Raw genomic sequence first — 24192 nt, 5'->3', positions numbered from 1 at the left:
CCGTCAGCCGGGAGACAGAGCGGCTCTGGTCGCTTCGGGAATCGGCGTCGGGCGGCTGTCGGAGAGGCCGACGCAGACCCAGACGAAATGCGTCGAAGCGCAATGGGCGCGATCGCGCTGGCGAAAGAGTTCTATGGCAAAGGATAGGCTCGTGCGCCCGATTTTTTCCACGTCCACCTTTGCCTCGACAACATCGTCGAGGTCGATCGGGCTGTGAAAGGTAATCTCCGCCTTCTTCACGTGATAGGCAACGCCGGAGGAAGTGTGACGGAAATGGCTGAGAATTTGCCGTTGCCGCAGGAACTCGACGACCGCATCCTCGCAATAGTCGAGATAACGGGAATTGTGGACATGACCATAGATGTCGATGTCTCGCATCGAGACCCGGAACGATGCTAAAGGCCTGCCGTCAACGCTCATTCGATCACCAATTCGACGGGGTGATCTAACCGCAGTGTGTGGGGGATGCAATGCAATATCAGGCGGTCGTGCGAAAATTCGGCCCGGCTCAGGATGTCGTCGAGCTCGAGCGGGCTGCGCTGCCGCCGCTGCGGCGTGACCAGGTGAGGGTGCGCCTGCTGGCGCGGGCGATCAACCCGTCCGATATCATCACCATATCAGGAGCCTATAGCGGACGCACGACATTGCCCTTCATTCCCGGCTTCGAAGCGTTCGGCGTAGTCGAACGGTGCGGCGAGGAGGTTCATGGGCTTTCCCCGGGAACACGCGTGCTGCCAGTGCGCAGTGCCGGTGGCTGGCAGGAATTCAAGGATACCGATCCCGATTGGTGCCTTCGTGTTCCAGACGATCTCACCGACTTCGAAGCTGCAACGAGCTACGTCAATCCGATGACGGCCTGGTTGATGCTGCATGCCAAGATCGGGCTGAGGCCGGGCATGCGCATCGCCATCAACGCCGCCGCCTCTTCGATCGGAGCGATATTGATCAGTCTCGCCAATGCCGCAGGCGTGGAGCCGGTCGCCATCGTCCGCAGCGAAGGATCGCTTGAGCGCCTGCGCGGTCGGCTCGAGGCTGTCATCATCGATAGGGAAGAAAGCGAAAGTTATCTGGTTGCCCAGCTCGCCGGCCGGCATGGGCTCGACGCGGTGCTCGATTGCGTCGGAGGTGCGCGCGCCGCAGTCCTCGCCGATGCGCTGCGGCCGGGCGGACGCTTCGTGCATTACGGCCTGCTTTCGGGCCAAAGCATTCCGAATTCATTCTGGGCGTCCCATCCCGATATTTCCTTTTCCTATTTTCACCTCAGGGAATGGGTTCATTCCGAAGCTATTGACGACGTGCAGCACGCCTATTCCAAGGTCGCGGCGCACATCGTTTCGAAGGTCATCGCGACCGAGGTGCGGGAGGTATTCCCCTTGGAAAAGGTCCGGCAAGCCCTGCAGTCCGCGCTTCCCTTGCGAACGGGCGGCAAGGTGCTCTTGGCCTGACAGGGCTTCGCCGCTAGGCGTTTTCGTGTCGTTGCCGCGCACTGGTAATTGCCGGGTGGTTCTGCTCGGCCCATCCGATCAGGGTTTTCATGGGAATGAGGAAGGATTGCCCCAGTTCCGTCAGCTCATATTCCACGCGAGGCGGAACCTGCGGATAGACGGTGCGCCGCACGAAGCCGTCCTGCTCCAGATGCCTCAACGTCTTGGAGAGCATCTGTTTCGAGATGTCCCCGATCTCGCGCATCAGCTCGTTGAAGCGTTTCTTTCCGCCTTCCAGTGCCTCGAGGGTGAGCAGGCTCCATTGATCGCCGATACGATCGAGCACGCCTCTGATCGGGCATCCCGCCCCGGGCTGTTGTTTCGGCTCGTCCGTTTCCTTGGGCATGCTCCGTCCTCGGTCATCGTCGGCTGACCTTGCCACTAAAACCTGCCTTCTTGCTCGGCATGCCCAGGTTTCATAGACCAGCTCTCATAGTCTGCTTTCTAGACTAGATCGCGAATCCATACCAAGGAGCTTGATGCATGACATTCGGGAAATCGCTTTTCGCACTCGTCATTTTGGCAGGCGTCGCCGCGCCGGCCGGCGCTTTTGCTGAATCGGCCTCGCGGGATTTGAAGATCGAGGAAGCCAACCGGAAGCTGGTGGTGGAATTCTACGACAGGTTCTTCAACAAGCACGATATCGAGGCCGCCTCGGTCGTCGCTGACGACTACCGGCAGCACAATCCCCAAGTTCCCGACGGGAAGAAGCCCTTGATTTCCTTCTTCACCGGCTTCTTCAAGGACAATGCCCAATCGAAGGCTGAGATCGTCCGCAGCGCCGCCGATGGCGATCTCGTCTGGCTGCATGTGCACGCGACGAACGGCGCCGATGACCGCGGCCAGGCGATCGTCGATATTTTCCGCGTCAAGGACGGCAAGATCGTCGAGCACTGGGACGTGATCCAGGCCGTTCCGAAAGAGGCGGCAAACAAGAACACCATGTTCTGAGTTGTGTGGGGCCGGCGTCATGGCTGGCCCCCATTGTCGGCGCGATCCGCATCAATCAATCCGGGGACGCTCCGATTTCGGCGTTGCCAGCCCGTGTTTGGCAAGTTCCAGGGTCAGGATGCGGGTTTCCAGAAGGTTGAAGATGCGCAGAATGGCCTCGATCGCATCGAAGGGCTTCGTCAGAAAATCCTTCGCGCCGAGAGAAAGCGCCCGCCGGCGCGTCGGCAAGGTCGCATCGGCAGTGAGCACCAGGATCGGCAGATAGCTGTTTTCGGGAATGAGCCTCGCAAAGGTCTCGAGCAGGGCGAAACCGTCCAGATCGGGCATCATCAGATCGAGAAGAACAAGATCTACAGGATGTTCGCGAAAGAGCCGCAAGGCCTCGCGCGGTTCGGTGGTGCTGATCAGCGCCGTAAAGCCTTCGCGCTTGAGGATACGCTCCAGCAGCGAGACATTGGCGGGCTCGTCGTCGACGATCAGGATCGTCGATCGGCGCACGATATCGGTGGAATCTGTCATGGACCCAATATTTCGTTGAAGCGATGCCGAACTGATATCAAGCGGCGCGGCCAAATCAAAGGCGATGCCTTACGGCGGGCTTCCCATCGCAACCGGTCTTGCCTCTGCCGCTGCAGGCGCGCGCGGCAGATCGACGTAGAAAGTGGCGCCGCCTTCCCGATTGCTGAAGCCGAGCGTTCCGCCCATTGCGTCGGTCAGATGTTTCGACAGCGCGAGCCCGAGACCGGTTCCATCCTGGCTGATCCGTTCCGCTCCCAGCCGATCGAACGGGGTGAAAAGCCGGGAGACGCGTTCGGTCGGAATGCCGGGACCGGTATCGCTGACCTCGATGCGGATACGGCCGCCATCCATCGCGCGGTGGCTGACTGTTACGCTTCCCTGGGGGCGATTGTATTTCACTCCATTGGAGAGGAGGTTGAGAAACACCTGCAGCAGACGCCGTCGGTCGGCGAGCACCGAAATATCCGGCTCGGCCGGCTCGACGACCTCGATCGTGATCTGCTGCTTGCCGCAGAGCGGTCTCGCAAGCGACACGGCTTCATCGATCACCTCGGCGACGGGCTGTGCTTCGACAGCGAGATCCATGTGCCCGGCCTCGATCCTCGCCATGTCGAGAACCTCGTCGATGAGGCTGAGCAAATGCCGGCCGGCCCTCAAGATCTGCGCGACGCTCTCCCTGGACTCGGTATCGGTGACGTCCATTTCCAGAAGCTGCGCGAAACCGAGCACGGAATTCAGCGGCGTGCGCAGTTCGTGGCTCATGCGCGACAGAAATTCGCTCTTGGCGTTGCTCGCGCGGATCGCATCCTCACGGGCGCCAAGCAGGGCCTCTTCGATTTGCTTGCGCTCGGTTATATCGCGCGTGATCTTGGAAAAGCCGCGCAACCGCCCCGTCTCGTCATGGAGTGCGGTCACGACGACGTGCGACCAGAATTGCGAGCCGTCCTTGCGAAGGCGCCAGCCTTCCGCTTCGGTGCGTCCGTGAAGAGCTGCTTCGGCAAGCTCTTCTGCCGGAAATGTGTCCCTGGTTTCCGTGGGATAGAAGCGGGAAAAATGCTGCCCGACGATCTCCTCGGCGCCATAACCGGTGATCCGCTCGGCCCCTGCATTCCAGCTTATCACCCGCCCTGAAGTATCGAGCCCGAAGATGCCGTAGTCGCTGACGCCTTCGACCAGTTGCCGAAAACGCTCCTCGCTCTCGGTCAGATCAGCCTCGCGTTTTTTCAGAAGCACGCTCGCATCTTCGAGCGCCTGTCCGAGGCTTCCGAGTTCATCGCGGAAGGGATCCGCCACCGTGACGACCTCGCCTTGCGACAGCCGATGCGCCTCGGCTTTCAGCGCATGCACACGGCGCACGATGCTTGCCGAAAACAGGAAGACGGCGACGAGCGCGCCGGCAAACCCAAGAAAGCCGGCGGCGATCATCAGGCTTCGCGACAGAGTGCGAACCCGCTCCGCGGCCTCGGTCCTCGCGTGAAGCAGATCGGCCTCCCGCCGGCTCATCGCGTCGATTTCCTGTCTCAGCACATCGAGGACCTGCTTGCCCTCGATGAGCTTGGCCGCAAGGTCCTCGCGTCCGCCGGCGCGCAGGATGTCGGCCTGTTTCAGGAGTTGGAGACGATCGACTTTCGCGATGACGAGGGTGCGGATGCGTTTGAGGCGGCTCTTTTGCTCGTCATCCCGCAACCGGCGACCGACTTCATCGAGCACGACGGGCAGCCTGTCTTCGGCCCGGTTGAAGGGATCGAGAAAGTCGGCTCTGCCGGTCAGCAGATAACCGCGCATCGCGGTGGCCGCTTCGGCGATCGAGGCATGGATCTCCTGAATGCCCGACTGGATCTCGAGCGTGACCCGCACCTGATCCTCGGCAATCCGGCTTTGCCGGTCGGCCACGAAGACGGAGGCGAGAGCCGCAAGCAGCAGCGCCAGCGGCACGGTGATGATGATGATGCCCTTCGCCCTCAGCGGCAGATCGGCGAACCGCAGGGTCATGGCTCTTCTTCCCGGGATGCTGCGACGAGCCCGCCGCGAACGGCCATGACCGCGGCCTGCGTCCGGTCGCCGGCGCCCAGCTTGCCGATGATGCGCTCGACGTGGATCTTCACGGTACCGGGCGAGATCTTCAGGGTCCTGGCGATCTCCTTGTTCGTCAGACCCTCGGCCACCTTCGACAGGACTTCGCGCTCCCGGATCGTCAGCGTCTCCAGGGCGCTGTTGTTGGTCTGCGGCTTGGTGGCGGCGCGGCGCAACAGCTTGGCGACGAGCGGACCGTCGAAGAAGGCGTCGCCCTGAAGGACGCGGCGGATCGTGCGGAGAATGTCTTCCCGGCTGGCGTCCTTGAGCAGATAGCCCGTGGCGCCTGCTTCGATCGCCGCTTCCAGATAATCGAGGCTGTCATGCATCGTGATGATCATGACACGTGTTCCCGGCGACACGCGCCGGATCTCCCTCGTCGCGGCGAGGCCGTCCATGCGCGGCATACGGATGTCGAGCAGTGCCAGATCCGGCTTGTGGTGAGCCGCGGCTTCCACCGCTTCGACGCCATCGCGCACATCTAAGGCGACATGGAAATCGTTCTGACCGCCGATCATGGCGATAAGACCTGCGCGGGCGATGTCGTGATCGTCGGCGACAAGGATCGATGCCGTCATTCTGATGTCGTCTCCTGCGCAAGCGGGGCGGCGGCGCGGACATGCGTGCCGCCCGAAGACCCGGCCTCGATCTCGATCCGGCCACCGAGCAGCGCCAGCCGTTCCCGCATGCCGACGATACCGAGTTGCCCGCCCCGCATCTGGGGATGTTGCAACTCGCCGATGCCTTTGCCATCATCGATCACTTCGAGATGCGCTTCGCCCTTGCCGTCCTCGAATAGCCGAACGACCAGGCGGCTCGCCTCGGCGTGCTTGATCACATTGGTGATCGCTTCCTGCGCGATGCGATAGAAGATAATCCCGGTCGATGCCGGCCAGCGGTCGGAGGCGGCATCGAGGTCGGCGATCACTTCGAGACCGTCGATCGCATCGAGACGCGTGCGCAGGGCCGCGGCGACACCGAGATCATCGAGTTCGGGCGGGCGAAGGTCGGCGATGGCCGCCCTGAGATCGGCAACGGAATGGCGCGCCAGTGCAGCGAGTTGGTCGATCTCGGGCTTCAGGACATGCGCCTCGCCGATGCGCGCCGCGAGGTCCTGCAGGCGATAGCTGAGGCCTGCGGCCAGCTGCGCCGAGCCGTCGTGAAGATCGAGCGCCACCCGCTGCCGCTCCTGTTCCTGCGCCCGGATCAATTGCGCGACAAGGGCCGCGAGTTCACTTCGCTGCCGCTGGAGATCGCCGAGAAGCGCTTGGTTTTCCGCTGCCTGCCGATTGAGATTGTAGGCGTCGGCGAGCTGCCCCGCCACCACCTCCAATGTCTGCCGGTCGTCGGGATCCATGGCGCGCCCTCCCGGCGATCCGATAAGCATCAAGCGAAGATTGGAACCGGCTTGCGAGGTAAACAAGATGCTGTCGCTTCCGGGGCTCGTCGACTTGCCCACCGTCATCTGCACAGGCAGCTCTTCTTGTGAGGACGGGAAAACGAGCTCGGCAAAAGATGCTCCCGCGAAGTCGGCGAGACGGGACAGAACCTCCTGAGCAGCCCCTTCGAAAGTTTGTGCGTCAAGCAGGTTTCGCGCCTCGATGATGAAGCGCAGACGAGCCGCGCGCGCTTCCGCTGCCCGGTAAAGGGCCTTCAATTCCGTTACGTTCGGCGAATGCGTCGCGCCTGTATCGTGGTTCATGCCTGACGGGACTGCTCCGATATGAATGACGCCGGCACGATAGTCATTCCGGCGGGAATGTCATCTATGCCGTTCGGCAGACCCGATCGGAGCCACCCGGCAGATGGGGCGGCGGCACTGGGCACCTTAGATGTCGGTCATGCGGTCGACCGATGCGATGTCCGCCGGAACCGCCACATAGGAAAGTCAAAATGCGTACCATCATTGCTGCCGCCCTCATTCTCGGTTTCGTTCAGGTCCAGTCAGCCGCGGCGGCTGCCGAAACCGCAACCTGTGCGCCGACAAGCGAGGCGGAAATCGCCAAGCTCTTCGACCGCTGGAATACCTCACTCGCGACGCTGAGCCCCCAAGAGGTCGCCAAGAACTACAGTGAGGACTCCGTGCTGCTCGCGACGCTGTCGAACAAGCCCCGCCTCACCCAGGCCGAACGGATCGATTATTTCGAGCACTTCCTGGCAAATGAGCCCAAGGGCCATGTCGACAGCCGCGACATCAAGATCGGCTGCAACTGGGCCGTCGACCTCGGCACCTACACCTTTACCATGAAAAACGGTTCGAAGGTTCCCGCCCGCTACACCTATACCTATGAGTTCAAGGACGGGAACTGGCTGATCACCTCGCACCACTCTTCGATGATGCCGGAGAAGTAAGGCTTCACCAGCCCGCCGGTCCGGCAGGGAGATCCCGCGTTCACCCCACGCGGGGTCTCTTAACTGCCAACCAATCGGTTCGCCATTTCCCCGCGCTATCGCTCCGGTCGATGGCACTTGCTGAACAGCAGGACGGGCTCAAAGCTTTGACGGCTAAGCGGGATCGGGAGTAGCATCCATGCGGCAGCTGCAGGGTAGTAAAAAGCGGCCGGCCCGATGGAGATGCAATGATGAAACACAAACCTTTCCTCCTGACGTTCGCGGCGCTGGCATTTTATTCCGCATGGCCAATTTCTAACGCCTTCGCTGCCGCGCAGCCTATCTTCTGGAGTGCTTTGCGGCCGGCCGATCAGGCCAAAGCGACGGTGCCGCTGTCGGGCAAGGGGGTGAGCGGCCCACAGGGCGAAACACTCGCCTGGCATGGCGAGGGGCATCCGATCGAATTGACGGGCTTCGTTCTGCCGATCGACCAGGATGGCGATCTTGTCTACGAATTCATGCTGGTGCCTTGGGCCGGAGCCTGCAGCCACATGCCTTCCCCTCCGCCCAACCAACTGGTTCGTGTCGTTCCGGAAGAGCCTTTGCACCTGGCAAGAATGTACGAGACCGTCACCGTGACGGGTACCCTGCGGCCCGGCCTGGATCAGGCGCAATTTTTCATGATCGACGGTGACCGCGTCCTCACCTACGGCTACAGCATAAACCATGCCCAAGTAGCGACAGTAACGGCGACGACGGATCCCGATCTGCTGTCACTTTCGCCTTTCGGCATCCAGCCTCGCTAGTGGAAGTCTCAGAGACGGTTTCTGGCATGGATGCCGCCAACTACGGCATATATAAGCTGCGGAGGTTCTCATGCCGCAATATGCGCGCGTATTCCAATCCGGCAATTCGCAGGCCGTCCGGCTGCCGAAGGAGTTCCGCTTCGACGTGGACCAGGTGGAGGTGACTCGGGAAGGGGATGCTGTGATCTTTCGGCCACGGGCAGATCGCGGCGTGCGGTGGGCATCGTTGCATAGCGCCTTGGAGCGCGGCCTCAGCGACGATTTCATGGCGGAAGGGCGAGAGCAGCCGAAGGGGCAAGAGAGGCCTGGTCTTCAGGATCTGTTCAAGTGATACCCATCTCATCGACTGGACGGTCGGGCGGTAGGTCCGGTCTCCGATGAAAAATGCCCGGGCGCAGCCGAAACTGCGCCCGGGCAAAATGCTGCCGATCAGACGAGATCGAAACGATCGGCGTTCATGACCTTGGTCCAGGCCGCGACGAAGTCCCTCACGAACTTCTCCTTGGTATCGGCCTGGCCATAGACTTCGGCAAAGGCGCGCAGCTGCGAGTGCGAGCCGAAGATCAGGTCGACGCGGGTGCCGGTCCACTTGACTTCGTTGGTCTTGCGATCACGCCCTTCGTAAACGCCGTCCTTGCCGGCAGCGGGCGACCACTGCGTGGCCATGTCGAGCAGGTTGACGAAGAAGTCGTTGGTCAGTGTTTCCGGACGGGAGGTGAAGACGCCATGTTCGGGCGCGCCGGCCTTCAGCACACGCAGGCCGCCGACGAGAACGGTCATTTCAGGTCCGGTCAGCGTCAGCAGTTGGGCACGGTCCACCAGGGCTTCTTCCGGCTTCATGAACTGCCGGCCGCCGATGTAGTTGCGGAAACCATCAGCACGGGGTTTCAGCGCCGCGAAGGAATGCGCGTCGGTCTGTGCCTCGGAGGCGTCCATGCGGCCCGGCGTGAACGGCACGCTGACGGCATGACCGCCGGCCGCTGCCGCTTTCTCGACGCCGGCTGCACCACCCAGAACGATCAGGTCGGCGAGCGAGATCTTCTTCGCCCCGGTCTGGGCGGCGTTGAAGTTTTTCTGGATGCCTTCGAGAACGCCGAGGACCTTGGCGAGCTGCGCCGGCTGATTGACTTCCCAGTCCTTCTGCGGGGCAAGGCGGATACGCGCGCCATTGGCGCCGCCACGCTTGTCGGAGCCGCGGAAGGTCGAGGCGGACGCCCAGGCGGTCGAAACCAGTTCCTGCACGGTGAGGCCCGTTGCGAGCACCTTTGCCTTGAGGTCGGCGATATCCTTGTCGTCGACAAGCGGATGATCGACGGCCGGGATCACGTCCTGCCAGATCAGGTCTTCGGCCGGAACCTCCGGACCGAGGTAGCGCACCTTCGGTCCCATGTCGCGGTGGGTCAGCTTGAACCATGCGCGGGCGAAGGCATCGGCGAACTCGGCAGGGTTTTCCAGGAAGCGGCGCGAGATCTTTTCGTAGATGGGATCGAAACGCAGTGCCAGGTCGCTGGTCAGCATGGTCGGCAGATGCTTCTTCGATGCATCATAGGCATCCGGAATGGAGGCATCGGCGTTCTTGGCCTGCCACTGATGCGCGCCGCCCGGGCTCTTGGTCAGCTCCCATTCGAAAGCGAACAGGTTTTCGAAGAAGTAGTTGCTCCACTGGGTCGGCGTCTGGGTCCAGGTCACTTCGAGGCCGCTGCCGATGGCATCGCGACCGACGCCTGTGTTGAACTTGCTGGTCCAACCCAGGCCCTGAGCTTCGAGCTCGCCGCCTTCCGGGTCGACACCGACAAACGACGGATCGCCAGCGCCATGGGTCTTGCCGAAGGTATGCCCGCCGGCGATCAGCGCCACGGTTTCTTCGTCGTTCATCGCCATACGGGCGAAGGTTTCACGAATGTCGCGGGCAGACGCCAGCGGATCCGGAGTGCCGGTAGGGCCTTCCGGGTTGACATAGATGAGGCCCATCTGCACGGCGCCAAGCGGCTCTGCCAGCTCGCGTTCGCCGCTGTAGCGCTCGTCACCCAGCCAGGTACCCTCAGGACCCCAGTAGAGTTCTTCCGGCTCCCAGACATCGGCGCGGCCGCCGGCGAAACCGAACGTCTTGAAACCCATGGATTCGAGCGCGACGTTGCCGGTGAGTATCAACAGGTCAGCCCAGGAGATCCTGTTGCCGTATTTCTGCTTGATCGGCCACAGCAGGCGGCGGGCCTTGTCGAGGTTCACGTTGTCAGGCCAGCTGTTGAGCGGCGCAAAACGCTGCTGGCCGGCCCCGGCGCCGCCGCGGCCATCCGTGATGCGGTATGTGCCGGCGCTGTGCCAGGCCATGCGGATGAACAGGCCGCCATAATGACCGAAATCGGCTGGCCACCAGTCCTGCGAATCCGTCATCAGCGCGTGAAGATCCTTCTTGAGGCCGTCGAGATCGAGCTTCTTGAACTCCTCGGCATAATCGAAGGCCTGGCCGAGCGGGTCGGCTCGGCCGGAATTCTGGTGAAGAATCTGCACGTTCAACTGATTGGGCCACCAGTCGCGGTTGGATCTGCCGCGAGGCGTATTGCCATGTGCAACAGGACATTTGCCTGCGCTGTCAGTGGGGTTGTCCATGATCGTCTCCTTGATTGCTTGATCTGTCTGCGGTCCAAAAAGATGAGCCGAGCTGGCGCCCCACTCTCTCCCTGCAGTCTTCATATCGGAAGCGCTTCATAAATTTAAGTTTGATTTACTGATCGTTGCGATAAGCTAAGGTTATGAAGAACCTTACCCTGAAACAGCTACGTTATTTTGAAGCACTGGCAAGAGATGGCCGCTTCCGACGTGCCGCCGACGCCTGTGCGATCTCCCAGCCGGCATTGTCAATGCAGATCAAAGAACTTGAGCAAGAGTTGGGCGGTGAGCTTTTCGAACGCAACGCACGCGAGGTGAAGCTGACCGCCTTCGGTCAGACCGTCGCTCTCAGGATCCGCGATATCCTGCGTGGCGTGGACGAACTGGCGGAACTGGCGCGCGCCGCGCGCGATCCTTTTCTGACGCGGCTGCGCATCGGCATCATCCCGACGATTGCGCCCTATCTGTTGCCGGCAATCATCAACGATCTGAACAGGAGCTTTGCAGGCATTCAGATCGAAGTGCGCGAAACGCAGACGTCGAAGCTGGTTCAGGAGCTGGCGCAAGGTCAGCTCGACACGGCAATCGTTGCCTTGCCCGTGTCGGAACCCTCCCTGGCAGAACTCGAGCTCTTCAAGGAAGAGTTCGTGCTGGTTCGGCGGCCCGAAGACGAGGGTAAGCCGGTGCCCGAACGCGAGGCGCTGCGCGAAATGCGATTGCTGCTGCTCGAGGAAGGCCATTGCTTCCGCGATCAGGCCTTGTCGTTCTGCAAGATAGGGCAGGCCCGTCCCCGGGAAGTCATGGAAGGCAGTTCTCTCTCCACCCTGGTTCAGATGGTCAGCGCCGGTATCGGCATCACCTTGATTCCCGAGATGGCCGTTCCCCTCGAAACGCGCTCGGCGCATGTTTCGATTTCGCGCTTCCAATCTCCGCAGCCGTCGCGAACGATCGGCATGATCTGGCGCAATTCGACGCCCATGGCCAATCAGCTCCAGCAGGTTTCCGAGGCGGTTCGCCGATCAGCCGACAGCATGCGCGAACAGTATATCGCGCGGTGATGGAGCTCACATCGCCTCGCCTCAGGATCGCCGTTTGAACGTATGCTCCGCTGCCGGAAACTGTCGCGATCGGACCTCGTCGGCATAGGCGGCAGCCGCGGCCGAAATCCTCTTGCCGAGTTCGTCGTAGCGCTTGACGAAGCGCGGGGTGAAATCGCTGAAGAGCCCCAGAATATCGTCGGAAACCAGAACCTGACCGTCGCAGGCGGAAGAAGCGCCGATGCCGATGGTCGGGACGTGCATGGCGGACGTCACCTCCCGGGCGAGCGGCTCCACCGTGCCCTCGATGACGACGGCAAAGGCGCCCGAGCCGCCAACGGCGTGGGCATCGCGGCGGATCTTCGACGTCTCGTGTTCGGAATGGCCGACAGATCGATAACCGCCTGCGGTTTGGACCTGCTGCGGCATCAGGCCGATATGGCCCATAACCGGAATCCCCCGCTTGGTCAGAAAGGCGATGGTCTCGGCCATCTCCTCGCCGCCCTCCAGCTTGACGGCATCGCAGCCGGTTTCCTGCAGGATGCGGACAGCATTGCGAAAGGCGATCTCCTTGGATTCCTGATAGCTGCCGAACGGCATGTCGACGACAACGCAGGCCTTGCCGACACCGCGCATCACCGCCTTGCCGTGCGCGATCATCATGTCGAGCGTCACGCCGATGGTGGACTCCATGCCGTAGAGCACCATGCCAAGCGAATCCCCGACCAGCAGGAGGTCGCAATGCTCATCAAGCAGCCGCGCCATGGGCGTCGTATAGGCGGTCAGGCAGACGATCGGCTTGCCGCCCTTCATGGCTGAGATGCGCGGTGGCGTAATGCGCTTCTGAATTCCGGCCGCGCTCATCTGGTCACTCCCTTTCCCGGCAAGCTCTGCCCGCCGATAACCCTTTTGTTCCCGACAACCCGGTTGTCTCCGACAACTCGGTTGTTACTGACGACCCTGTTGTCGAGCAGTCGTGTCGAGCCGACCCGAACGAAGAGCGCCACGACGACAGGCTCTGCGATCGATGTGATCGGCTGCAGCGTTGCGGCATCCCTGACGGCGACGACCTCGGGCTTTGCCAGAGGCTCGCGATTGAGAAATGCCGTGAGCTTTGCCTCGAGCTCCACCGGATCGGTCAGGCCGCCGGCGACCAGACGCTCGGCCTCGTCAAGGGTCTGAGGGACGATCACCGCGGCATGCCGCTCCGCCTCGCTGAGATAGACGTTGCGCGACGACAATGCGACGCCGTCGCTGTCTCTGACCGTCGGCACCGATATCACGCGCACCGGCACAGCCAGATCGTCCACCATGCGTTTGATGATGACGACCTGCTGATAATCCTTCTCTCCGAAATAGGCGGTCTGCGGCTGCACGATGTTGAAAAGCTTGCAGATAACCGTGGCGACGCCGGCAAAATGCCCGGGCCGTACCGCCCCTTCGAGTTCGCGCCCGAGATCGGGAATGTCGACGACGGTCAACATCGGGCGGGAATACATGTCCTCGACACCAGGCGAAAAAAGGAAATTGACGCCGGCCTGTCTCAGCATGGCGGCATCGCGTTCGAGATCGCGCGGATATTTGCTGAGGTCTTCCGCCGGGCCGAACTGCAGCGGATTGACGAAAATCGAGACGACGACGATGTCGTTCTCGGCTCGAGCGCGCGAGACGAGCTCCATATGACCGGCATGAAGATAGCCCATCGTCGGAACAAGGCCGACGGTTCGCCCCTGCCGCCTCAGCGCGTCGAGCGTGTGGCGCAGTTCGTCAATGCTCGAGAAAATCCGCATATATCCTCCCCTGGCCGGTCACTCCATCTTGGGCGCGGATAAGAAGTGTAATCGATGCGGCAGGTCAATGCATTTTCCTCGATAAAAACGATTAGATGAAACGCCAGCCGATGACACCGGACCATATCGGCCCTGGGGAACGGATTTTCGTCACTTGGCTCCTGTTGCGCGTCTCACCTGCTTGCAGTGGAACCGACGATGTGCGACTTCCGTTACTCGCCCTGTCCGTCAAGATACCATCACAGTCGATCGCTATGGACGTTACATGGAGGACGCATGGACAAGCCCTGGAAGATCAGCCGTGGACCGATTGCGGCAACCGAGCTCGACGTGGAGAAGGCAAACGCGATCAATGTGCTGTTGATCCGGCCGGTCGGCGTCCTTCCGGCCAAGGCGGGAGATCCGATCCTTCCTTTTGCCGTCGGCCTTTTCAATGAACTCCGTCCGCTCCTGAAGCCCGAGGCCGGCGTCACGACGCTCAGACGAGCGACCGCGGCCTATGTCCACGGCCGGCGCTACTATTTCGCCAGCGCCCAACCCGATTCCATGCGCCACAGTCTTAACGGTGAACCTGTCGAACCACTGTCGTCCGAAGACCGGCTGGTCGCGCAAAAACGCTTTCTGAGCCTCAAGCAGACCACCGGTAAGACAGACGCGTCCGAGCAGACGGCACCGGTCCCCGCTCCCCTGTTGAGCAAAAGCGAACAGATCCGCGCAGCCCTCCTCGGCAAAAGGAACGCCGCCAGCTAGAGCGAGATGACATCAGCGTCTCGCTTGCAGTCATTGTGCGGTCTTGGTTGTGCGACCGCCATTCACAAGGGCGACGTAGTCGCTCTCTGCGTTTGGCCGCATCGGGGGCGCGGAAAACGCGCCCCCGGCCGGCGCCGACCGAAGGGGAGGGGCAATCGGCCGGGTTAGTTCAACGGTGCTTCGCCTGATGTGATCCGCTGCTCGTCCGCGCCAAACAGATGGACGGTATCGTGGATCGGCGCGATCCTCAGGACCTCACCGGGGGCTGCCCTGATCCGTTCCCTGAAGACGCAGGTCAGCGTCTGTGCCCCCAGCCGGACGATGACGAGCGTTTCCGAACCCGTCGGCTCGACGACCACCGTCGTGACCTCGATGCCGCCCGGGTCCAACCGGATATGTTCGGGACGAATGCCGTAGATGACGGCATCTGCCGGACGGCGCTCGCTCGGCAGGAGCAGGCCGTCGGCGGTTCGAAACCCATCTTCCGTCATGTTGCCGCTGATGAAATTCATCGCCGGGGAGCCGATGAAGCCGGCGACGAAAAGGTTGTTCGGGCGATCGTACAATTCCAGCGGAGAGCCCGACTGCTCGATCAGGCCGTCCTTCATGACGACGATCTTGTCGGCCATGGTCATGGCTTCGATCTGGTCATGGGTGACATAGATGGTCGTCGTCTGCAGCCGTTGATGCAGTTCCTTGATCTCAGAGCGCATCTGCACCCTGAGCTTGGCGTCAAGGTTCGACAGAGGCTCGTCGAAGAGAAAGACGGCGGGGTCGCGCACGATCGCCCGCCCCATCGCCACACGCTGCCTCTGGCCGCCCGACAGTTGCTTGGGATATCTCTCCAGGAGACTTTCGAGACCGAGGATCTTCGCGGCATTGCCGACCCGCTGATCGATCTCCGTCCTCGGCATCCGTTTCAGCCGCAGCGAAAAACCCATGTTCTTGGCAACGGTCATATGCGGGTAGAGCGCATAATTCTGGAACACCATCGCGATATCCCGGTCCTTGGGGGCAAGCTCGTTGACGATATGCTTGCCGATCTGGATCTGCCCCGAAGTGATGCCCTCGAGGCCCGCAATCATCCTCAAGAGCGTGGATTTGCCGCAGCCCGAAGGGCCGACCAGAACGACGAACTCGCCGTCGCCGATATCGACCGATACGCCTTTAATGGCTTTGAACGCGCCGTAATCCTTGCGCGCATTGTTGACCGAAACATGGGCCATTGCCGTCCTCCCGAAATCGCTGTCAAAGTCCGCTCAGGACATTTCTCAAATAATCGAGGCCGAGGCGCTCGCCGTCTTTGCGAGCGGCTAAGTCCTTGCCCGGCCAGCCAAAGGCCGCATCCTCATGTTCGATCGACAGCGTGCCATCGAAGCCAGCCCCGCGGGCCTGGCGCAGAAACCTCGGCCAATCGATGAGGCCGAGCCCGGGCAGCTTGTATTGCCACCAGCCCTTGCCGTGATAGCCGACAGCCTGCAGGCTCTCCGGATCGATCGCCGTGTCCTTGGCATGAAGGATGGCGATGCGATCCTTCACTGCCTCCATCGCCTCATAGGGATCGACGCCAATGCGGATGAGGTGCGAAGGATCGAATTCCAGCCCGAAGCGGGGATCCGGGATCCTCTGAAAAAGCTCCTGCCATCCTTTGGGCGTCGTTCCAATGAAATTGTCCTTCGGACCCGGCCAGTTCTCGATTGCGAAGGTGAGGCCATAGGGCTGCGTCTGCGCGATCAGCTCATTGGCGAAATCGGCGAAGTCATCATAGTTGGCTTCGTCGCTTGCGGTGTCGTCCCGGCCCGGGAAGATCACGAAGATCGGGACGCCGGCTTGCCCGATCGCGCCGGCAAATTCGGCAGTCTTCGCCCGAAGTGCATCACGCTTTGCCCGGTCAGCATCGAGCTGATTGCCAAAATAGGTGATCGACGACACGAAGAGGTTGCGGCTACGTGCAAGTGCGACGGCGGCTTCCACCCGATCCGGCGTCTTGATATGACCGCCGACATCGATCTCGATGGCGTCGAAACCGGCCGATGCGGCGAAATCGACCACCTCCTCCAGGGGGCGATCGTTGAATGTCGAGGTGTAAAAGCCGATCTTCACCCAAATCCTCCCATCTTCATCAAATCCCTGAGGCCATACGGCCGTTTCAACTGTTCAGACGGTCCATGTTCTTGAGTGGCGAACGTATGCGTTGAGCCGGGTCCGCCGACGCGAGCATGAGGGCCGCCGCCATCGGCATGACCGCCGCGCCCATGGCAGAGGCATCCTCTCCGAGCGAGGCGCGATGAAGTGAGGGAAGGTTGGTGTCCTCGGGATCGAGATGCTCGTGCACATAGCGCAGCAACTCGTCGACGATGCGGATCGGCAATCTGCCGCCGACGAGGACGGCGTCTGGGTCGACGACCATGCCGATATGCTTGACGGCGACTGCCAGATGCGCGCTCATTTCCTTCAGCCACTGCGACACGAGGCGCCTGCCATGCGCATCCAACGTCAGGAGATCGTGGGGAACACTCACCTCGACGCCGTGCCGCGCGAGGAAATCATAGAGGAAGAACAACGAGAATATCTCGCCGAGAAGCTGGACCTTATGGACCTTCCCGTCCCCGCCGTCGGCGATCGGCAGCCAGCCGATTTCACCGCTGAGGCCCATGGCGCCACGATGACCGTTGCCGTCGAGCACGAGGCCGCCACCCGGGCATGGATTGATGGCGATGTAGAAGAAGCTGCTGCTTTCAGCGCCCAATCCGTAGTCGAGTTCGGCAAGGGCTGCGGCATTGGCTTCGTTTTCGATGAAGACGGGATGCTGCGTCAGGTTCTCCAGTGCGGCGCGCACATCGAATGCCGTCCATTCCTGATAAGCCTCGGGCTTGCCGAGGAGCGAAATTTCGCCAAGCCAATCCGGCATCGCCAGACCGATGCCGGCGAGGCGCGCGTCGTCGATGAGCCGGCTGCGCTGGAAATGCGAAATCGCATCGGCCGTGAGCTGCAGGAATTCCGCCGGCAGGATGAAGCGTTTCTCGTGGTGCACGCGGGCGCGGACATTGCCGACGGCATCGACGGCCAGGATCGTCAGATGGTCGCGATCAATGTTGATGCCGATGGCAAAGCAGGCATCCGGATTGATTTCGAGTTCGATCGCCGGCTGGCCTCTGAGCCCATGCCGCCGGCGGGCTTCCATGATCAGGCCCTCGTCCAGCAGGCGGTCGACGATCCGGGCGATCGCCGGTTTGGTAAAGCCCGTCCGCCTGGCGATTTCGGCTCTCGAAATCGGCGCCTGGCGATGAATGCAGCGCAGGACGACGGCCCTGTTGTGCTCACCTGCATCTTCGACATTGGCGCCCGTCAGATCCGGGGACAGCCTGGCGCCGAGTGTCTGGTTCATGCTCGAAATCCTTCCTTGCGCATAGCCTGAACCGCTCGTCATCCCTTGACCGCGCCGCTGGTCATTGCCCCGAGGATCAGCCGCTGGAGCGACAGGAAGGCGACGATCGCCGGAACGACCGCGATCAGGCAGGCGGCGGCAAGCAACTGAATGGACGAGTCGGTCTGCATGCCGCGGAAGTTAAAGATCCCGACGCCGATCGGCATCAGGTCATTTTTCGTGAGCAACAGAAAAGGCACCAGAAATTGCGACCAGCCGGCAATCACGGTGATGATGAAGACGGAGGCGATGCCCGGCGCCGATAGTGGCAGAATGATGCGCCAGAAGACCGAAAATCGATTGCAGCCATCGATCATCGCCGCTTCGTCGAGGCTGCGCGGGATGCCGTCGACCGAACTCTTCAGAAGCCAGGTCGCCAGCGGAACGCCAAGCGCGATATAGACCATGACGACGGCAAAATGCGTATCCAGCAGGCCGAGGCGATTCATGTAGCGGTAGAGCGGCACCATGATGACAAGCGGCGAGATCATCTGGAAGAGCAGCAAACCCATCATCGACAGGCCCTTGCCCCGGAATTGAAAGCGGGAAAAAGCGTAAGCCGCGGGCAGCGCGACGATCAGAACGCCCAGCCCGCTGAGGGCAGCAAGTTTGAGGCCGTTCCACAGATAGATCGGAAAATAGCTGTTGTTCAAAACGGTGATGAAATTGTCGATGGTGGGATTGTTTGGAATATATCGCGCCGCGCCGCGATAGATCTCGCGCTTGTCGCGCATCGCCATCGACAGGAGATAGGTGAGGGGGCCGGCGAAGAACACGAACATTACCAGCATGAACAGATAGCTCATGGCATCGCCGAGGCGCGTTCCGGTCCGTCCACTCATTGCTCTTCCTCCTTCGGCAGGAACGACGCATAGATAAAGGCCAGCCCGAGGCTGATGATCAGCATGAGCACGGAGAGCACGCTGCCGCCGGACAGGTCGTAGTTTCTAAAGACGATATTGAAGACGTAGAGCGAGATGACCTCGGTCGCACGCCCCGGACCGCCGCCCGTCAGCGTGATGATCGCATCGAAGGTATTCACCGTCTGGATCGTAATGAGGATCATATTGACCAGGATCGCCGCGCGCAGCTGCGGCAGCGTGACGAAGAAAAACTGCTGTGATGCCGTCGCACCGTCGACCTCGGCCGCTTCATAGAGCGAGGGATCGATCGACTTCAGCGCCGCATACATGACGACCATCGAAAATGCCGTGCCGCGCCATATGTTGGAGATGAGGGTGGACCACGGTGCGATCGCGGGGTCGGAGAGCCAGGCGACAACAGGCATGTGCATCAACCTCAGAATGCTGTTCAGCGCACCATAAGGCGCTTCGGAAAAGAGCATCTGCCAGATGATGCCACCGGCAATTCCGGGGACGACCCAGGCAACCAGCGCCGTCGTTCTGAGTATGGTGGTGCCGAACAGGCCGCGCTTTTCGCCGCGGATGACCACGACGGCGACCGCAAGACCTAAAATTTGCTGGCCGATGACGCTGCCGCCGACGAAGATCAGGGTCGCCCATAAAATGTCGGGTAGCTGCGGCGAGCTCAACGCATTGGTGATCGACCCCAGCGTATAATCCTGATTGTCGCCGATCAGCGTGGCATTGGTGAATGAAAGCCTGAAAACGTCGATGACGGGGTAAAGGTAGAAGATGCCGATGACGACGATCACGGGCATGATCCAGGGCAGGGGCGCACCGGCGAAACGGCGCATGAACGTTCTGCTTTGAGGCGGGCTGTCAGCCTCGATGGCAATGGGGCTCATTGGCTTCTCTGTGCGGGGTTTCGCAATGTCGACGGCGCCCGGCGGGCAGGCGCCGTCACGGTCGGAAGCACTAGAGACGCTTGTAGGCCTCCAGCGCCGCATTGAAGGCGGCATTCAAGGCGTCTTCCGGCTTTTTGGTCCCCGAGAGCACGTCGCCCATCATGATCTGGATCTGGTTGGAGATTTCAGGATAGATCGGCACACCCGGGCGTGCCTGTCCATCGACCAGAGCCGCGGCGAAGGTCTTGTTGGCTTCGGTGGAGAAGACCTCATATTTGTCGAACAGCGACTTCCTGGTCGGCAACTGCTGCTGCAGCGCATTTGCCGGCCCCATATAGACCTCGCGTGCGAGGTTGGCGCACATCTCGATCTTGTCCTTGTCCTTGCTGAAGGAGGCGATCGTCCAGCCACCGGTGCCGGTCGAACGCTGATCGGCGCTGGGGCCGGGGATCGGCGAGAAGGTCCAGTTGTTGAACTCGTCCTCGTCGAGCGTGGCCTTCAGCTGCGCATATTGCCAGTTGCCGCCGATGAAGAGCGCCGTCGTCGCCGCGGCGGCCGCGGCATTCATATCGTCGTAATTCGCGATCGTGCTGACGCGCTTCGGCGCGGCACCCGAATCGACGAGATCCTTGAAATAATTCAGCGCCTTCAGGAATTTCTCCTTGTTCTCGCCTTCGCCGAATACCGGCTTGCCCGAGTCGTCGACGAGCTTGCCGCCGAGTGCCCAATAATTCGCGAGCCAGTCAAATGTCGTCCCCTCCCAGCGCCCGCCATTGAAGAGAACGCCTTCCATGCCTTCCTTGGTGGAGGCGAGCGCGGCCTTTTTCAGGTCGTCCCATGTCTGCGGCGCATCCGCAACGATCGACTTGTTGCGGTAGAGCACACGAAGGTCCGTATCCCACCACCAGGCGCGGACCTTCTGGTCCTGATCGGTGATGCCGCTGCGGATGAAGGGGAACAGGTCATCCACTTCCTCCTTCGAAAAATACGGCGTGAAGTCCGCAAGAACATTATTGACCATGAACTGCGAGAGGACGAAGGAGTCGACGGCAGCGCAGTCAGGCGCATTACCGGCCTTGGCCTGCTCCAGCATCTTGGCCTGTTCGGTGCCGATGTCCGAGGACATGAATTGCAGCTGCAATTTCCAGTCCGGATGCTTCTTGATGAAATCGACGAAGAGCTTCTGATAGCCCTCGGCGATCGCCGGATCCGAATTGTTGGGACTATCGTTCGTCAAACGGACGACGAGGGATTTCGGCGCATCGGCAAGGCCGATCCTGTCCTTTGTGGCAAGTTCCTGGGCAAATGAAACGGATGCTGAAAATAACATTGTGCTCAGCGCAAATGCGCTGACGGTGGCGCTCTTCATGATGGGTCTCCTCCCCATTTTGAACGGATACAGCCTGGCGGTCAGTTGACCTCTCCTCATTTCCGTGCTGCATTAATTAGATTAAGTTACTTTGATTTGATGTCAAGCCACAGCTTGGAAGGCCAGACATGGGAGGTTGGGATGCTGGCGACAATCAACAGCAGCTAGCGCACAGTTCCGGAAAATCGAGATCGATTTCCGCAAAAGAACATGCGCCATGAAAGTGATGGAGCGTCCCGCAGCACGCGCGGCGCATCCACCGCAATTTCCCGAAGAAGGGCACGAGGCAATCGCGGATGGCTGCGATGGTGCGAGTGCGGTTTTGCCCGACTGAACTGCCGCGGGCAGTAATTCCATGGAGGATAGGATGCGTCTACTCATTCTCGGTACCGGCGGAATGGCCAACCAGCATGCCGCCAACTTCAAGGCGATCGAAGGCGTCAGTGTCGTGGGCGGCGTCGATGTCGTCCCGGAAAGGCTCGCCGCCTTTTGCACCGAACATGGCATCGCCAATCATTTCACGACCCTCGAGGAGGCTCTCGCCTGGGGCGAGTTCGACGCAGTGGCAAACGTCACGCCGGACCGCATTCACCACCCGACGACGCTGCAGGCGATCGAAGCCGGCAAGCACGTCTTCTGCGAAAAGCCGCTCGCCACCGATGCCGTCAAGGCCATGGAGATGACCGAGGCCATCGAGCGATCGGGCAAGGTCGGCATGGTCAATTTCACCTATCGCAATTCGCCTGCTCTTCAGAAAGGCCGGCAGATGGTGCTCGCCGGCGAAATCGGGGAGACCAGGCACGTCGAGGCCTCCCACCTGCAAAGCTGGCTGGTCGGCCGCCATTGGGGCGACTGGAAGAGCGAGAGCAAATGGCTGTGGCGGCTGAGCAAGAAGCACGGATCCAACGGCGCGCTGGGCGATATCGGCATCCACATCGTCGATTTCGCATCATACGGCTCCGGGCTCGACGTTGCACATGTCTTCGCGCGGCTGAAGACCTTCGACAAGGCGCCGGGACACAAGATCGGCGAGTATGATCTCGATGCGAATGACAGCTTTACGATGAATGTCGATTTCGCCAATGGCGCGATCGGGACGATCCAGGCGACGCGCACGGCGGCCGGACAGATGGATCAGCTGCGCCTCAGGGTCTATGGCGAAACCGGCTCGATCGAGATGATCTACGATACCGGAAAATCGTCACTTCGCGCCTGTCTTGGAGAAGACGTGCACACGGCGACCTGGCGTGACGTCCCGTTCGATCCGGTCGAGACGAACTACCAGCGTTTCGTCCAGGCTGTGCGGGCGGGCAGGACCCAGGAACCCTCGTTCCGGCGGGCGGCCAATATCCAGAAAGTCCTGGACAAGGCGCTGGCCTCCGATCTCAGCCACGCCGATGAAGCGCTCGCCTGACCCGGCCATCAGGCCGAAGCCGGCGGCAGCAGCAAAGTGTTGAGGAAGGGTAGGAGCGCTGCACCGAGCGCAACGCCGCCGCCGCTGAAGCTCGCGGGTTTCATCGGCGAAATCCAGGGTGTCAGCAATGGTCTCGTCGAGGTGTCGCGCCGCTCGATGGAAAGCTGATGGATCAGCGCTTCGATCACGCCCTGCGGCAGATCGCTGCCGATCATGACAACGCTCGGAGCAAGGAAGCCAGCCATGGCGATGATCGGGTCGAGCAGATGGCCGGCGGCTTCCCGTATCCATTGCGACAATAGTGGCGAGGAGATTTCCTCGCCCTTCAGCAGGCGGGTGAAGTCCCGGTCGCCGATCCGTGATCGCAGGGATTCGAAACCGACGACGGTGTTCAATTGGACATTGTCCGGGCCTGTCAACATTTCGCCGATGCTGCCCGCCCGGCCATGGACGCCGGAATAGGGAATACCGCGAATGAGAAAGCCGGCCTGAACATCGTCGTCGATGATGATCATCGCAAGTCCGCCTTCCCTGCCGGAACTGCCGATCGTGCGTTCGGCGAGAAGGCTCGCCGTGCACTCGTTCTCGACATAGGGGCGCGCGATCGTCGACATCGCGGCGATCTGATCGCTTTGCTCCTCTGTCCAGTCGTTGGCGGCGATGCCAAGGCCGATGATCGGCAAGGCGGCGTGGCGATCGACCATATCCCTGACGGCCGCATGCAGCAGGCCGACTTTGTCAGCGGGGTCCAGCTCGATATAGACCCGGTCATGGACCTGGCCACTCAGATCGATGAGCACAGCCTCACCACGCCTTTGGCGAAGCTTGACGCCGATCGAGAAGGCGCCTTCCGGGCGCAAGGCAAATTCGGTCGCGGTCGCACCGCCGCCAGGGCCAGTGCGACGGTTGGAGGTGACAAGCTTTTCGTCAGCCAATCGGCGTAGAATATTGGTAATGCCGGGGCCGGTCAGGCCGCAATGCCGGCCAAGCTCCATCCGCGTCAACGGGCCATGGCGGCGGATGGCTTCCAGAATGACGCGAATGTTTCGATCGGCGATTTCGCCGGACCGCAGGCCGACCGTTTTGGCGCGCTGGGCGCCCATCTCCTGAGTGTGAAGCCGACGCGGCCCTGACCGAAGATACCGCATGACTGTCTTTCCTAGAGCACCATCTCGGTTGTGTACTTCATCCACGGGCTATGGGAAAGCCGGGCTTAGCGGCCGCTTTTTGGGCTGAATGTCCTATCAACCGGGATCAGCGCCATCAAGGCGCTGACGACGCGCGGCGGGGCGAATGCCGCGCAATGCGTCAACAGATCGTCGAAACGACATGGCAATAGGAGCTCACTCTATCGATCGTTAGTAGCTGCAAGGATGATCGTTGCCGAATCCATCGCGGCAGGCAGGTCTGAGCGAATAGTCGGTGCCGGTATATCCAACCGAGCCGGTTTGCATCGAGCCATTCGAGGTTGTCGTGCAGGATGACGACGATACGGCAACCACGATGACGGCTGTGGCGGCTGTCAATAATTTGCGGACTTGAAGCATCCCAACCTCCCCAGCGCTGCCTGAAATCTGCCATATCAGTGCAATTCTCGGTCAAATAGGGCCGACGGGAGTTTCGATAACTGTTGTTGTCGATCAAGATCTCGTTATTCGGTGAAGGTCCAATCACCGTTTCCGATCGGGAACGGCTGGGACTCCCGCAAACCCGGAGTGGTTCACTTCATTCGCACTTGACGGCAAATCAAAGTTACTTAATCTAAGCGCCAGTAGGACCCACTGGGAGGAGGAGCCGGCAAAACGCGATCCTTGTCGCACCATCTTCATCTCCCAAAGCGATGACTCCGGATCGTTCTCCGTC

General features: G+C 61.1%; 25 protein-coding genes. 8 read left to right on the top strand and 17 right to left on the bottom strand.

Translation table 11 applies throughout. The annotated features are described in order from the left end of the window. Positions 1-3 precede the first annotated feature (3 nt). Positions 4-420 carry an acyl-CoA thioesterase gene (locus RlegSU303_RS26115; protein ID WP_131718386.1) on the bottom strand — a complete coding sequence of 139 codons (417 nt, stop codon included), beginning with the start codon at positions 418-420 and terminating at the stop codon, positions 4-6. A 50-nt stretch (positions 421-470) separates the two neighbouring features. Between RlegSU303_RS26115 and RlegSU303_RS26110 the strand changes: the two genes are divergently transcribed. Beyond that, positions 471-1445 (top strand): zinc-dependent alcohol dehydrogenase family protein, encoded by a 975-nt coding sequence (locus RlegSU303_RS26110; RefSeq protein WP_131718387.1) that lies wholly within the window; start codon positions 471-473, stop codon positions 1443-1445. A gap of 13 nt (positions 1446-1458) precedes the next feature. Here the strand turns inward: RlegSU303_RS26110 and RlegSU303_RS26105 are convergent, their stop codons facing one another. Beyond that, positions 1459-1830 carry a winged helix-turn-helix transcriptional regulator gene (locus RlegSU303_RS26105; protein WP_017957322.1) on the bottom strand — a complete coding sequence of 124 codons (372 nt, stop codon included), beginning with the start codon at positions 1828-1830 and terminating at the stop codon, positions 1459-1461. A 137-nt stretch (positions 1831-1967) separates the two neighbouring features. Here RlegSU303_RS26105 and RlegSU303_RS26100 point away from each other — a divergent pair, with 137 nt between their 5' ends. Then, a complete protein-coding gene (locus tag RlegSU303_RS26100; protein ID WP_017957323.1) occupies positions 1968-2435 on the top strand; it encodes a nuclear transport factor 2 family protein in 468 nt (155 codons plus the stop codon). Positions 2436-2486: 51 nt separating this feature from the next. Here the strand turns inward: RlegSU303_RS26100 and RlegSU303_RS26095 are convergent, their stop codons facing one another. From RlegSU303_RS26095 to RlegSU303_RS26080, 4 genes are all read right to left on the bottom strand, one after another. Continuing rightward, positions 2487-2954, bottom strand: a complete 468-nt coding sequence (locus RlegSU303_RS26095; RefSeq protein WP_017957324.1) for a response regulator — start codon at positions 2952-2954, stop codon at positions 2487-2489. Positions 2955-3023: 69 nt separating this feature from the next. Further along, positions 3024-4946, bottom strand: coding sequence for a sensor histidine kinase (locus RlegSU303_RS26090; protein WP_131718388.1), 1923 nt, complete (start codon positions 4944-4946; stop codon positions 3024-3026). Continuing rightward, positions 4943-5605, bottom strand: coding sequence for a response regulator (locus tag RlegSU303_RS26085; RefSeq protein WP_131718389.1), 663 nt, complete (start codon positions 5603-5605; stop codon positions 4943-4945). The genes RlegSU303_RS26090 and RlegSU303_RS26085 overlap by 4 nt, the downstream gene beginning before the upstream one ends. Continuing rightward, positions 5602-6729 (bottom strand): sensor histidine kinase, encoded by a 1128-nt coding sequence (locus RlegSU303_RS26080; RefSeq protein WP_131718390.1) that lies wholly within the window; start codon positions 6727-6729, stop codon positions 5602-5604. Before RlegSU303_RS26080 ends, RlegSU303_RS26085 begins: the two co-directional genes overlap by 4 nt. Before the next feature lie 191 nt (positions 6730-6920). Here RlegSU303_RS26080 and RlegSU303_RS26075 point away from each other — a divergent pair, with 191 nt between their 5' ends. The 3 genes from RlegSU303_RS26075 to RlegSU303_RS26065 all read left to right on the top strand — a co-directional run bounded on the left by RlegSU303_RS26075 (position 6921) and on the right by RlegSU303_RS26065 (position 8495). Beyond that, on the top strand, positions 6921-7379 hold the full coding sequence (locus RlegSU303_RS26075) for an SgcJ/EcaC family oxidoreductase (RefSeq protein ID WP_017957328.1): 459 nt from the start codon (positions 6921-6923) through the stop codon (positions 7377-7379). Between the two features lie 227 nt (positions 7380-7606). Then, a complete protein-coding gene (locus tag RlegSU303_RS26070) occupies positions 7607-8164 on the top strand; it encodes a DUF3299 domain-containing protein (RefSeq protein ID WP_017957329.1) in 558 nt (185 codons plus the stop codon). 70 nt (positions 8165-8234) lie between these two features. After that, a complete protein-coding gene (locus RlegSU303_RS26065) occupies positions 8235-8495 on the top strand; it encodes an antitoxin (protein ID WP_131718391.1) in 261 nt (86 codons plus the stop codon). Positions 8496-8593: 98 nt separating this feature from the next. On the opposite strand, the gene katG is transcribed toward RlegSU303_RS26065, so the two are convergent. Continuing rightward, the gene (gene katG, locus RlegSU303_RS26060) at positions 8594-10774 is read right to left on the bottom strand and encodes a catalase/peroxidase HPI (protein ID WP_131718392.1); all 2181 of its coding nucleotides are present in this window, start codon (positions 10772-10774) and stop codon (positions 8594-8596) included. A 143-nt stretch (positions 10775-10917) separates the two neighbouring features. Between katG and RlegSU303_RS26055 the strand changes: the two genes are divergently transcribed. Then, positions 10918-11832, top strand: coding sequence for a hydrogen peroxide-inducible genes activator (locus tag RlegSU303_RS26055; RefSeq protein WP_131718393.1), 915 nt, complete (start codon positions 10918-10920; stop codon positions 11830-11832). A 21-nt stretch (positions 11833-11853) separates the two neighbouring features. On the opposite strand, the gene panB is transcribed toward RlegSU303_RS26055, so the two are convergent. Continuing rightward, positions 11854-12675 carry a 3-methyl-2-oxobutanoate hydroxymethyltransferase gene (gene panB, locus RlegSU303_RS26050; protein ID WP_094088012.1) on the bottom strand — a complete coding sequence of 274 codons (822 nt, stop codon included), beginning with the start codon at positions 12673-12675 and terminating at the stop codon, positions 11854-11856. Beyond that, entirely contained in the window at positions 12672-13601 is a 930-nt protein-coding gene (gene panC, locus RlegSU303_RS26045) for a pantoate--beta-alanine ligase (protein WP_094088013.1), read from the bottom strand. The genes panB and panC overlap by 4 nt, the downstream gene beginning before the upstream one ends. A 276-nt stretch (positions 13602-13877) precedes the next feature. Here panC and RlegSU303_RS26040 point away from each other — a divergent pair, with 276 nt between their 5' ends. Next, entirely contained in the window at positions 13878-14351 is a 474-nt protein-coding gene (locus tag RlegSU303_RS26040) for a ProQ/FINO family protein (RefSeq protein WP_131718394.1), read from the top strand. Positions 14352-14515: 164 nt separating this feature from the next. Here RlegSU303_RS26040 and RlegSU303_RS26035 read toward each other — a convergent pair whose 3' ends face one another. The 6 genes from RlegSU303_RS26035 to RlegSU303_RS26010 form a co-directional block, all read right to left on the bottom strand. Further along, positions 14516-15577 (bottom strand): ABC transporter ATP-binding protein, encoded by a 1062-nt coding sequence (locus tag RlegSU303_RS26035; protein ID WP_094088015.1) that lies wholly within the window; start codon positions 15575-15577, stop codon positions 14516-14518. A 22-nt stretch (positions 15578-15599) separates the two neighbouring features. Next, on the bottom strand, positions 15600-16454 hold the full coding sequence (locus RlegSU303_RS26030) for a sugar phosphate isomerase/epimerase family protein (RefSeq protein ID WP_131708229.1): 855 nt from the start codon (positions 16452-16454) through the stop codon (positions 15600-15602). 46 nt (positions 16455-16500) lie between these two features. Further along, positions 16501-17739: an ROK family transcriptional regulator gene (locus RlegSU303_RS26025; protein WP_094088017.1), complete on the bottom strand. Its 1239-nt coding sequence runs from the start codon at positions 17737-17739 to the stop codon at positions 16501-16503. Positions 17740-17777: 38 nt separating this feature from the next. Further along, complete coding sequence (locus tag RlegSU303_RS26020) at positions 17778-18620, bottom strand: carbohydrate ABC transporter permease (RefSeq protein ID WP_011649125.1); 843 nt, start codon at positions 18618-18620, stop codon at positions 17778-17780. Continuing rightward, positions 18617-19546, bottom strand: a complete 930-nt coding sequence (locus tag RlegSU303_RS26015) for a carbohydrate ABC transporter permease (RefSeq protein WP_003550501.1) — start codon at positions 19544-19546, stop codon at positions 18617-18619. The genes RlegSU303_RS26020 and RlegSU303_RS26015 overlap by 4 nt, the downstream gene beginning before the upstream one ends. 70 nt (positions 19547-19616) lie before the next feature. After that, positions 19617-20915 (bottom strand): extracellular solute-binding protein, encoded by a 1299-nt coding sequence (locus RlegSU303_RS26010; RefSeq protein ID WP_131718395.1) that lies wholly within the window; start codon positions 20913-20915, stop codon positions 19617-19619. 367 nt (positions 20916-21282) lie between these two features. On the opposite strand from RlegSU303_RS26010, the gene RlegSU303_RS26005 reads away from it, so the two are divergent. Then, positions 21283-22329, top strand: a complete 1047-nt coding sequence (locus tag RlegSU303_RS26005) for a Gfo/Idh/MocA family protein (protein ID WP_094088019.1) — start codon at positions 21283-21285, stop codon at positions 22327-22329. Positions 22330-22337: 8 nt separating this feature from the next. On the opposite strand, the gene RlegSU303_RS26000 is transcribed toward RlegSU303_RS26005, so the two are convergent. Together RlegSU303_RS26000 and RlegSU303_RS25995 are read right to left on the bottom strand one after the other, a co-directional pair. After that, a complete protein-coding gene (locus tag RlegSU303_RS26000; RefSeq protein ID WP_094088020.1) occupies positions 22338-23477 on the bottom strand; it encodes an ROK family transcriptional regulator in 1140 nt (379 codons plus the stop codon). A 210-nt stretch (positions 23478-23687) separates the two neighbouring features. After that, positions 23688-23876 (bottom strand): hypothetical protein, encoded by a 189-nt coding sequence (locus tag RlegSU303_RS25995; protein WP_094088021.1) that lies wholly within the window; start codon positions 23874-23876, stop codon positions 23688-23690. Positions 23877-24192: the final 316 nt, after the last annotated feature.

This window comes from Rhizobium sp. SU303, assembly GCF_021052345.1.
Lineage (GTDB): Bacteria > Pseudomonadota > Alphaproteobacteria > Rhizobiales > Rhizobiaceae > Rhizobium > Rhizobium laguerreae.
The sequence above is the reverse complement of the archived record's forward strand: the minus strand, read 5'-3'. Positions and strand labels throughout refer to the sequence as shown.